The organism is Streptomyces sp. NPDC003635 (genome assembly GCF_053587635.1).
The window spans coordinates 20234-27834 of record NZ_JBSFOK010000074.1 but is presented as its reverse complement, the minus strand read 5'-3'; the positions used below and the strand labels follow the sequence as shown (position 1 = coordinate 27834).

At 70.4% G+C, this 7601-nt stretch carries 9 protein-coding genes and 1 pseudogene; 5 read left to right on the top strand and 5 right to left on the bottom strand.

From position 1 onward, the window contains the following. Positions 1-680: pseudogene (locus tag ACWDRW_RS38140) on the bottom strand (hypothetical protein); the annotation flags it as partial. A gap of 276 nt (positions 681-956) precedes the next feature. Here ACWDRW_RS38140 and ACWDRW_RS38135 point away from each other — a divergent pair. The 3 genes from ACWDRW_RS38135 (at position 957) to tgmB (ending at position 2673) form a co-directional block, all read left to right on the top strand. After that, on the top strand, positions 957-1280 hold the full coding sequence (locus ACWDRW_RS38135; RefSeq protein ID WP_451732475.1) for a DUF1232 domain-containing protein: 324 nt from the start codon (positions 957-959) through the stop codon (positions 1278-1280). 194 nt (positions 1281-1474) lie between these two features. Beyond that, positions 1475-1666: a putative ATP-grasp-modified RiPP gene (tgmA, locus tag ACWDRW_RS38130; protein WP_451732472.1), complete on the top strand. Its 192-nt coding sequence runs from the start codon at positions 1475-1477 to the stop codon at positions 1664-1666. Between the two features lie 17 nt (positions 1667-1683). Beyond that, positions 1684-2673, top strand: a complete 990-nt coding sequence (gene tgmB / locus ACWDRW_RS38125; RefSeq protein WP_451732469.1) for an ATP-grasp ribosomal peptide maturase — start codon at positions 1684-1686, stop codon at positions 2671-2673. Between the two features lie 46 nt (positions 2674-2719). Here the strand turns inward: tgmB and ACWDRW_RS38120 are convergent, their stop codons facing one another. From ACWDRW_RS38120 to ACWDRW_RS38110, 3 genes are all read right to left on the bottom strand, one after another. After that, the gene (locus ACWDRW_RS38120; protein ID WP_451732466.1) at positions 2720-2941 is read right to left on the bottom strand and encodes a hypothetical protein; all 222 of its coding nucleotides are present in this window, start codon (positions 2939-2941) and stop codon (positions 2720-2722) included. Between the two features lie 390 nt (positions 2942-3331). Then, positions 3332-3544 (bottom strand): hypothetical protein, encoded by a 213-nt coding sequence (locus ACWDRW_RS38115; RefSeq protein ID WP_451732464.1) that lies wholly within the window; start codon positions 3542-3544, stop codon positions 3332-3334. A gap of 149 nt (positions 3545-3693) precedes the next feature. Beyond that, positions 3694-4143, bottom strand: coding sequence for a hypothetical protein (locus tag ACWDRW_RS38110; RefSeq protein ID WP_451732462.1), 450 nt, complete (start codon positions 4141-4143; stop codon positions 3694-3696). Between the two features lie 196 nt (positions 4144-4339). Between ACWDRW_RS38110 and ACWDRW_RS38105 the strand changes: the two genes are divergently transcribed. Together ACWDRW_RS38105 and ACWDRW_RS38100 are read left to right on the top strand one after the other, a co-directional pair. Continuing rightward, positions 4340-5299 (top strand): GlxA family transcriptional regulator, encoded by a 960-nt coding sequence (locus ACWDRW_RS38105; protein WP_451732459.1) that lies wholly within the window; start codon positions 4340-4342, stop codon positions 5297-5299. Positions 5300-5399: 100 nt separating this feature from the next. Next, the gene (locus ACWDRW_RS38100) at positions 5400-5762 is read left to right on the top strand and encodes a hypothetical protein (protein ID WP_451732456.1); all 363 of its coding nucleotides are present in this window, start codon (positions 5400-5402) and stop codon (positions 5760-5762) included. 20 nt (positions 5763-5782) lie between these two features. Here the strand turns inward: ACWDRW_RS38100 and ACWDRW_RS38095 are convergent, their stop codons facing one another. Then, positions 5783-7552, bottom strand: coding sequence for an ABC transporter ATP-binding protein (locus ACWDRW_RS38095; protein ID WP_451732453.1), 1770 nt, complete (start codon positions 7550-7552; stop codon positions 5783-5785). Between the last annotated feature and the right edge of the window lie 49 nt (positions 7553-7601).

The window sequence follows — 7601 nt, the reverse complement described above, 5'->3', positions numbered from 1 at the left end:
CACACCCTCGAGTTAACAAGTTTTAGAGTACTTTCTAGTTGGAGATTTTGGTTTTTGGATTTTCTTCGTTTGTTTTTCCTATCGGACGGGGGGGGCGGCGGCGCCGGGCCCGCCACGACCGGCACGGCCTGCGCACGCTCTTCCGGCTGCGGCTCCCGGGACGGCCGCTCCTCGGACAGCGGCTCATCGGGCGGCTGGTGGGGGGACTCCGGGTCCTGCGAGAGGCGCCGGATCAGCTCGACGATCTCCTCGACCGGGCGTCCGGTGGCGGCCGCTCGCACGGCCTCCTCGCCGCAGTGGGGCTCCAGGTCGGTGCGGTGCAGCAGCGCCACGAGCCGCGTCACGTCGTCCAGCGACCGCCGCTCGGCCGCGGCGCGGATCGTCTCGTCGGCGCTGTCGGCGGTGCGGGGAGGCCGGGTCAGCAGGTCGATCAGCCGGGTCACGTCCTCCACGGAACGGTCCACACCGACCGTGCGGAGCGCCTCGAGAGCGGCCCGGTCATGGTCGGACGAGCGTTCCAGCAACGTGATCAGCTGGGCGACCTCCTCGACGGGACGGTCGGCCACGGCCGCGTGCACGAGGCCGCCGACGGGGTCGAGGGAGGGGGTCTCGGGCTCCTCGGGTACGGCGGAGGGTATGCCTGAGTCGTTCGAACTGGGTGATGAAGAGCGGGTGGTCATCCTCGGCTCCAGGGAAGGGTGAGCTGCCGCTCCTGCGCCCCCGCAGCGACACGCGACTGTACGCAGACCATTACTAGGGGTTGCCGGCCCGGCTCGCCACCGGAGGGGGCCAGGGGTATGACGACCCGGCCGTACTCGCGCCCTGACGGATGTTCGATTGACCCGTTCGGCACAGTCCTGCCATAGGCGCGCCGGAGGGGGGAATCCGTCAAGTGACGCGTGTGCGCGGGCCCCGCCCGCGAGCTCCGGTGCGCGCCCTCGAGTGAGGAGGGGTCGGTGGACACGACCACAGCGGTGATCGTCGTCGCCGCGATCCTCGCGGCCGCCCTGCTGGCCGTGGCGGTAGCTGTGCTGGTCCGGCTGGTGCGGACCCGGCGCAGGCTGCGCCGCGCGGGCCTGCCGACCGGGCCGCGCTGGGTGTTCTGGGGCGCGCTCGCGTACTTCGTACTCCCGGCCGATCTGCTGCCCGATCCGGTGTACCTGGACGACATCGGCGTACTTCTGCTCGCTTTGCGCGCTCTGCGCGGGTCCGTCGACAGGCGGGGTCCGGGGGCGCTGTCCGGGCCCGCGGGTGTCGGTCGACGCGGTGATGCCGCCTGAGTTCCGAGCCGGCCAACGGGCCTGCTGGGGACAGCAGTCGGAGGACCGAACGGTCGATGGTGACTCAGAGTAAGGAAACCAACCACCCGTTCGATTCGTATAAGTGGGTGGAAGCCGAAGGAAGTCGGCGGACCGAGCGACGTCCCAGAGGGGGTGGCTCGCTTGATCGGAGCAGCACCGGCGAGGGAGAGACGATGCAACCGTTCGCACTCAACTACGCACGTCCGGCAGCGGATACGAAGGTCACCGCGGCCTACGCCTACGATTGCGGACTGCAGTTGAACGTGCTCCAGGACGGGCGGATCGCCGCCAGCGACCACGCTCTGCTCAGAGAGCTGGGGACGACTACGTCCACGGCGGGCTCGAAGACGCACTTCGACGACTGAACGCGGAACCGGCGACGATGACCGTGTTGATTCTGACCACCGAAGAGGACGTGACCGCCGACATGGTGGTCGTGCATCTCAACGACTGCGCGACACCGGTGGTCCGCCTGGATCCCGCCGACTTGACCGACGGGGCCGCGCTGTCCGGTGAGTACGTCCACGGCGCCTTCCGCGGCCACCTGTCGTCGGGGGGCCGACTGGTGAGCATCGACGGGCTGCGCTCGATATGGGTGCGCCGCCCGGGCACCCCGGCGTCCCGCGCGGCCCGCCCGTCGCCGTGGCTGACGGAGGAGTCCGCGCAGGCGCTCTACGGCATGCTCCGCTCCAGCGGTGCCCGCTGGATGAACGACCCCGACGCCGCCCACAGGGCCCGCCACAAGCCGTGGCAACTGCGCCTGGCGCAAGGCTGCGGCCTCCCGGTCCCGGCGACCCTGATCACCACTTTCCCGCAGGCGGCCCGTGAATTCGCGGCCCGCTACCCCGACTTGGTGGTCAAGCCGGTCTCGGGCGCGCACCCCCAGGACCCCCCGCGCGCGGTACCGACGAGCCGGGTCGCACCCGACGCCGACTTCTCCGCGGTCGCCTTCGGCCCGACGCTGCTCCAGCGCCGAGTGGCGAAGCGGGCGGACATCCGCCTGACCGCGGTGGGCGGCAGCCTCCTGGCGGCCCGCAAAGCGGTACCCCCGGACGCGTCCCCGGACGAGGTGGACGTGCGCTTCGCCACGACGACGACTCCGTGGCAGCCGGCGGAGGTGCCACACCGCATCGCGCACGGCGTGCACGCCTATCTGCGCGGCGCCGAACTCTCCTACGGAGCCTTCGACTTCGCCGAGGACGCCGACGGAACCTGGTGGTTCCTGGAGTGCAACCAGTCGGGCCAGTTCGGCTTCATCGAGGTGGAGACGGGCCAGCCGATAGCGAGAACGATCGCGGAGTGGCTGTCACACCCTGCGCAGCCCCGGGCGTCTCGACCGAACGGGGCGAACTCGGTGACACATTTGAACTAGGCGGACGCCTGTTCGCCCTCGGGCCGGAAGGCGCGGCTCAGGGGCTCTACAGCTTGGTCATCTTGGAGTACGGGCTGAGGACTCGCACCTGCTCCGAGCCGAAATCCACGAGTGCCGCGATTCCGTCCTCGATGCCGATCACCCGGCCGAGGCCGTACACGTCATGTGTGACCTGATCCCCCATGCCGAAGTGCTTGGGAGCCGGTGTGGCCGGAGCCTTGAAGGGGCTGGTGGGCAGGTGACGCTTCGGTACCGCGGGCTTGGTCATGGCCCAGTATGAGCCCACACGCACCCCGCTAGTCCATGCCCGTCCGCACACATCCGGTGAGAATCCCTCGCGTCACCCCAATGACCTGAGGCCTCCAGGCCCAGTGAGGGGGGAAATCCCGCCAACTGGCTGAGCCCTGCACGCAAACCGGTTGTGACGCAAATCTCACCCACCGCCAGTGGTCGCCCACCCCGTCAGGCCGTCGGTGCGATCATGTGATCAGGTGCCTACTGAGAGGCGTCATGGGCGTCGCCCAGGCCCTCCGGCGGATGGTCCGCGGGGTCGGTAGCCCCCCGGGCTTCGAGGAGCATCGCCGAGATCGGTCACAGGGCCGACGGCACGCCTCGATGAGCAACCGAGGCGGACGGTCGGCCGTCCGTCGTCATAGGGTCAGTGCTGAGGGCCCGGCGGCAGGGCCGAGCGTTGCCAGCCCGCCCCCGGGTGCGTGGGGCGCTCCACTGGTGGTGGGGTGCCGAAGGAATGGAGCGGTTGCATGACGAACTCCAGTTCCCTGCTGACGCGTTCGGCCTCCCTGCGCACCTGTGTGGGAACGTCACCGCGTTCCGAGATCAGTCGGTCGTAAATGGGGGAATCCTGGAACACCCGTCAACGCGCCTTTCATGTCGTGGCCCATCCGCAAGGGCACGACCGCCGAGTGTAGGCGCCCGGGCACTCGGGGGTGCTAATTCCCGGATCCGGCTTGACGGGCGGCAGGAACCGTCCCAGCCGCCGCGAGCCGTCATTCGGCCTGGTCAGGCGCCTGTCGTGGACCCCGGGCGGACGATCATCAGGACCGTCACCGTCGCCCACAGCAGGTTGAAAATGCCTGTGAACATGGCCAGTTGGACCGTTCCTGACCGATCCGGCGCCTTGTCCGTCGTGAGCTGCTCCAGGATCTCGTCCTGGCGAGGCAGGACGAACGCCACCAGGACGCCCGCGGCCACCGCCGTCAGCGTGATGGACGCGATCAGCCACGCGCTCCCCAGCACACCCATCGCGGCGGCCGTCGCGAGGCCGAGCAGGGGTACGGCGAGGCCGACACCGGAGTAGACGCGGCAGATGCGGTGCAACAGGCGGACCGTGTGCAGCCCCTGCCCGCCCGCCGCGCGCGCCGCCGGTGGGAACATGCTGGCCGCGACCGTGACCGGGCCGATGGCCACGATCGCGGCCAGGACGTGCAGGGTCAGCAGGAACTTCGTCATCAGGGGGCGTCCGCCTCTGTGCCATGGGTGTGCCGGGGTACGCCGTCACGCTACGAAGCGCCCGGGTGATCGCACAGAGGCGGAAGTGACAGCTTCCAACGGATTCCCGCCAACCGCTCTGTACTGTGCTTCTCCCTCGCACAAGGACTCGACCTCGGCTCCTGCTGCCGGCGTGAACCCGCCTATCGTTGCCGCCATGCACACCGTGGCGATCCTTGTCCTCGACGACGTCGTGCCGTTCGACATGGCGGCGCCCATGCAGGTGTTCGACTGGACGCGGCTGCCGGACGGCCGGCCCGCCTACCGGGTCCGCCTGTGCGCCGAGACCCCCGAGGTGCGCGCCGACTGCGGGTTCGGGCTGAGGGTGGAGCGGGGCCTGGAGGTCCTGGCCGACGCGGACACGATCATCGTGCCGGGGCGGGCCGAGGGGGCCCCGCCGCCCTCCGAGCGGGTCGTGGCCGCGCTGCGGCAGGCCGCCGCGGCGGGCACCCGGATCGCGTCGGTGTGTGTGGGCGCGTTCGTGCTGGCGGAGGCGGGGCTGCTGAACGGGCTGCGCGCCACCACCCACTGGGTGGCCGCCGATCTGCTGGCCCGGAGCTACCCCGAGGTGAAGGTCGAGCCGGACGTGCTGTACGTCGACAACGGCCAGATCCTCACCTCCGCCGGTGCCGCGGCGGCCCTCGACATGTGTCTGCACATGATCCGCCAGGATCTGGGCTCCGCCGTCGCCGCGAACGCCGCCCGCATGTCCGTGATGCCGCTCGAACGGGAGGGCGGGCAGGCCCAGTTCATCGTGCACGAGCACCCGCCCGTACCGCGTGGATCGACCCTCGAGCCGCTGATGGACTGGATCGAGGACCATCTGTCCGACGACATCACGCTGGCGGTGCTCGCCGCCCGTTCGGGGATGAGCGAGCGGACTTTCAGCCGCCGCTTCCGCGAGCAGACCGGGACGACCCCCTTGCAGTGGCTGCTCCGGGCGCGGGTGCGGCGGGCCCAGTACCTGCTGGAGAACAGCGACCACTCCGTGGAACGGATCGCCCAGCAGGCCGGGTTCGGCTCGCCCACGGCGTTCCGGGAACGCTTCCGCAAGGTCGTGGGGACCACGCCGTACGCCTATCGCGCGGCCTTCCGTACACGTGTGGTCGGTGTCTGACAGCAGTTCGAAGATGCGAGACGGGAAATCACCCGAGTCCCCGGGGCGCCGCGCGCCGTTGGACAAGCGGCATCCCTCATCGCACGGACGGTGTACGCCCATGAACTGCTTCAGCCGCCTCCTCACCGCCCTCTACGTCGCCACCAGCTCCGGGCTCGCCTGGATCGCGGTCCTCGAGTACCGGTACGGCCCGATGTGGGCCGCGTGTCTGTTCGCGGCCGCCAGCATCGTCCCGGTCATCGCCGTGGTGCGCGAGAGCGTGATCGGTGACCTGCGCCGCGCCCTCGCCGAGTGGGCGCGGCCGGCGGCGCCGCACCCCCTCACCGGGCCGGTGGCCGACCCCGCCGAGGACATCGTGCGCGCCGAGCTCGACGGGGCCTGCTGCGAGCGCTGGTGGACGAGCCTCGGCAGCGATCACGACCGGACCTGCCCGCACCAGGTCCCGCGGAGCAGCGCCGCCTGACCGGGCGGCGGAACGGTACCTCAGGCGACCTGGCCGCTGTGCAGCGCCGCGTACGCGCCGCCCCGGTGCAGCAGTTCCTCGTGGGTGCCGGTCTCCTCGATGCGACCGTCGGCCATCACCACGATCCGGTCGGCGCCGCGCACGGTGGACAGCCGGTGGGCCACCACGAAGGTGGTCCGTCCGCGCATCAGCCGGGCGAGGGCCTGCTGGACCAGTGCCTCGGAGCGGGTGTCCAGCGCCGAGGTCGCCTCGTCGAGGATCAGCACCCGGGGGTCCCGGATCAGGGCTCGGGCGATGGCCAGACGCTGGCGCTGCCCCCCGGACAGGCGGGCGCCGCGCTCCCCCACCAGAGTGTCCAGGCCCTGCGGCAGCCGGTCGACGAACTCCAGCGCGTTGGCGTCCCGGAGGGCGGCGCGCACGGTCTCGTCGTCGGCGTCGTCCATGCCGTAGGCGACGTTGTCGCGGACCGTGCCGTCGAACAGGATCGACTCCTGCGGGACCACGGACACGAAGCGCCGGTACGTGCGCAGGTCGAGGGTGTTCATGTCGATGCCGTCGAGGAGGACCCGGCCGGTGGTCGGCCGGATGAAGCCGATGACGAGGTTGAGCACGGTGGACTTGCCCGCGCCCGACGCGCCGACCAGAGCGACGGTCTCCCCGGGTGCGACCGACAGACGGAAGTCACGGACCGCGGCCCGACCGCCGTCGTCGTAGGCGAGGCCGACGTTCTCGAAGGTCACGGCGCCGCGCAGGGCGTTGAGTTCGGCCTTGCCCTCGTTGTCCTCCAGTTCGGGCGCCTGGAGCACCTCGCCGACGGAACGCACCGACTCCAGGCCCTTGGTGATGACGGGGGCGAGGCCCGCGAGCGTGGTCGTGGAACTGGTGAGCGTGGTCAGGAAGGCGCTGAGCATCACGACGTCACCGGGGGTGACGCCCCAGACGCCGTAGTACGAGATCAGCGCGGCGCCCGCGAGGACCAGCACGCCGACCACGTTGAGCACCACCCAGGACAGCGAGCCGAAGCGGCCGTTGACCAGGTCCAGGCGCATCCCGGAGGTCAGCAGCCGGTGCAGGGTGCCGTCCATGCGGCGCAGCGCCTTGCCCTCCAAACCGTGGGCGCGGGTGACCGGGATGAGGCGGGTCATCTCGGTGACGCGGGAGGAGAGGGTCTCGACCTCGTGGCGGAAGTGCTCGTTGTGGGTGCGCAGTCGGGCCCTGAGGCGGGCGACGACCAGCGCGGCGGCGGGCACGACGACGAGGAAGACGGGCAGGAACTCCGGTGTGCGGACGGCGATGATGACGAGGCCGCCGATCAGCACGGTGGTCGCCCCGAGCCCCAACTCGGCCGTCTGCTGGACCATTTGCTCGACCGTCTCCACATCCCGTACGACCTTGGCCTGGAGCACACCGGCGCTGACCCGGGAGTGGTAGCCGATGGACAGCTGCTGCATGCGGGTGCACAGGGCGGAGCGCAGGGTCGTGCCCATGCGGCGGACGCTGCCGTAGAGCAGGCGTACGTAGAGCACGTGCAGGGGGTAGTTGACGAGCAGGATGAAAAGGATCAGGCCGGTGCTCAGCCACAGCCGGCTGATCGCGTGGTGCGCGACGACGGTGTCGATGATCTCCGCGGTGACCAGCGGCAGCAGCCAGATGGGGCTGTGCTTGACGGTGAACACACCGACCGCCGCGACGAGTCGGCGACGGTCGGCATGCAGCAGGTAGGCGAGGGTGCGGACGGGGTGCTCGCCTCGATAACGATGGTCGAGCGGTCTTTCCAGCGGCGAGGCCACGGCAGCGGTCCTTCCCAGGATCCGGGGTGAGCGTTAGGGCAAGCGCTTA

Excerpts from the sequence above, each read along its gene's own strand:
- tgmA (WP_451732472.1), top strand. The coding sequence starts at position 1,475 with ATGCAACCGTTCGCACTCAACTACGCACGTCCGGCAGCGGATACGAAG.
- tgmB (WP_451732469.1), top strand. The coding sequence starts at position 1,684 with ATGACCGTGTTGATTCTGACCACCGAAGAGGACGTGACCGCCGACATG.
- ACWDRW_RS38120 (WP_451732466.1), bottom strand. The coding sequence starts at position 2,941 with ATGACCAAGCCCGCGGTACCGAAGCGTCACCTGCCCACCAGCCCCTTC.
- ACWDRW_RS38110 (WP_451732462.1), bottom strand. The coding sequence starts at position 4,143 with ATGACGAAGTTCCTGCTGACCCTGCACGTCCTGGCCGCGATCGTGGCC.
- ACWDRW_RS38105 (WP_451732459.1), top strand. The coding sequence starts at position 4,340 with ATGCACACCGTGGCGATCCTTGTCCTCGACGACGTCGTGCCGTTCGAC.
- ACWDRW_RS38100 (WP_451732456.1), top strand. The coding sequence starts at position 5,400 with ATGAACTGCTTCAGCCGCCTCCTCACCGCCCTCTACGTCGCCACCAGC.